Origin of the sequence: Altibacter sp. HG106, from assembly GCF_028561755.1 — a bacterium.
Classification (GTDB): domain Bacteria; phylum Bacteroidota; class Bacteroidia; order Flavobacteriales; family Flavobacteriaceae; genus DFVG01.
Genome location: NZ_JAQQTD010000025.1, coordinates 1 through 2006 on the forward strand (window position 1 = coordinate 1; position 2006 = coordinate 2006).

Below are 2006 nucleotides of genomic sequence, written 5' to 3' on the forward strand. Positions count from 1 at the left end.
GGACCGTTGGCAGTAATATTACATAAAACTACATGAAGAATACTAGATTAGCATTTCTGTTGTCAACTTTTATAATAACAGCGTGTTCTTTTCAAAAAAGTGAAAACTCAATAATCATCATACCCGAAAATTATTCAGGTCCAGTGGTAATTACGTTCAATCAAGAAAATGGAGAGCCAAAAACGTATGAACGGAATTCTAGAGTCTATAAAATAAATGACAATGGAGTACTCAAGACACAATTTGATCCTCAATACAAAAGTCATTTTCAAAAAGTTTATATACAAAATGATTCATCAAGAGTCGAAGTTCCAGTTGTATTTGAAGTAAATGAAGACAGTAAGGATTCTTTAGCGCAAGCTAGTAAGATTTATGCATACGGATTCCTGCAAAGCGGAAGAGGCGAAAAATATGATCCTGATACAGAGGAACTCATATCAGTGCAAGAACCTGAGCTTTCTTTTTATATTGGAAGTATCGAAAAATATGATGAAAGTCATTTTGAACAAATGAAATTTATTTTAAGAAACCGTGAAACAGATAATGGTAATTAACCAATACTACTGCCAACAACGGCTATCATGCATCGGGTCATTGTTCTAAACTAAAACACTATCTTTAAAACAAACTAAAAAGGTCATCGGAATATTTTGAACATATTCGGCGGCTACCAAGCTATGCTGAATCGCACGCGGTTAACACCGCTTCCCACAAACGCTCCGCGTTTTGGTTCTGCCATTCAGCCGCCTAAGCCTCCCGCCGTATGATAGCCCGGACCGTTGGCAAACATTAATAAAATGAAACGAATCCTAAGCATTGTTTTTTTCTTATTAACGCTAAATAATATTCAATCCCAAAGCGGAATATTTGAGGGAACGAAAGAACAAGCACAGGCGGACTCTAAACAAAAAAACATACTTACAGTCTGTGTGGATGGGGGAAGAGGATCTGATGGAAAAACTAAATATACAGCAAAGGAATATGCGCAACTCCTCGTTAAAATGTTTAACAACCAAGAATACACGAGATTCCCAACTCAGTTAGTTGCATACTACAACGAAACAAATAGTGATGAACCAACTTATGTTAGTATTTATATGGATGGAATTAGATATGTGAATGGGGATTACAATTATTTTCGTATATATTCCATTGGTAAGTCGATTGATGAAATAGCTGAAGATTATGCCGTTAGCAAAGGTCTCACAGTTAAGAAAGAAGTGAAAGATTTAATGGTAAAAGCCAATCAGGATGACCCAAAAGCACTTTACGACTTATCAATCTGTTACCTCTATGGGAGAGGAATCAAAAAGGATGAAACTCTGGGTATAAAGCATTTGCGGCAATCAGAGAAATTAGGATATATTAAAGCCCAATTCACGCTTGGCGATGGTTATGAGTATGGTTGGTATGGTTTGTCGGAAGACAAAGAATTGGCGTATGAATGGTTCTCCAAAAACCACAGAAATGGTGGTGCGGCAAGTGCTAAAATTCTTAGGTATCTGGAACTGGAAATTGGAAATGCATACCTAAAAAAAGCTCAAGAAAACAAATCAAATGACGAAGTAGTCAGAATAAATTGCATAGAAGCGCTTAAATGGTTTCAATTAGCTGTGGATAATGAATATCACCGTGCATATCATGAATTGGGGATGGCTCAATTATTACTAAGTACTGTTCAAACAGGTAAAAAAAAGCAAGACACTGCATTAAGGGGATTATCTGCAATTCTACTTGCTTGCGACTATGGTGATAAATCTGCATGTAAAATGGCAGAAAGGCTAATAAAATAACGTTTGCCAACAACGGCTATCCCCAAGCGAGCGCATTTTGGTAAATTGAAAAACCGTAACTTTAAAGAAACTAAAAACTAAACGGAATGGACCGAACCTTGGCGGCCCCAAACGCTAGCTGATTCTGTTGCTGCGCATCCCGCTTTTGCCCTGCAAAACGGAGCTTGCCGAATCAGCCGCCCAGCGCCGCCAGAGGGATAGCCAGGACCGTTG

Annotated in this window: 2 protein-coding genes; both read left to right on the forward strand. The window is 38.0% G+C overall.

From position 1 onward, the window contains the following. The first annotated feature begins 32 nt into the window (after window positions 1–32). The gene (locus PO830_RS14800) at window positions 33–554 is read left to right on the forward strand and encodes a DUF6843 domain-containing protein (RefSeq protein WP_272854351.1); all 522 of its coding nucleotides are present in this window, start codon (window positions 33–35) and stop codon (window positions 552–554) included. 243 nt (window positions 555–797) lie between these two features. After that, the gene (locus PO830_RS14805) at window positions 798–1793 is read left to right on the forward strand and encodes a tetratricopeptide repeat protein (RefSeq protein WP_272854352.1); all 996 of its coding nucleotides are present in this window, start codon (window positions 798–800) and stop codon (window positions 1791–1793) included. Window positions 1794–2006 lie beyond the last annotated feature (213 nt).

Coding starts and splice junctions, on each gene's coding strand:
- PO830_RS14805 (WP_272854352.1), top strand. CDS start 798: ATGAAACGAATCCTAAGCATTGTTTTTTTCTTATTAACGCTAAATAAT.
- PO830_RS14800 (WP_272854351.1), top strand. CDS start 33: ATGAAGAATACTAGATTAGCATTTCTGTTGTCAACTTTTATAATAACA.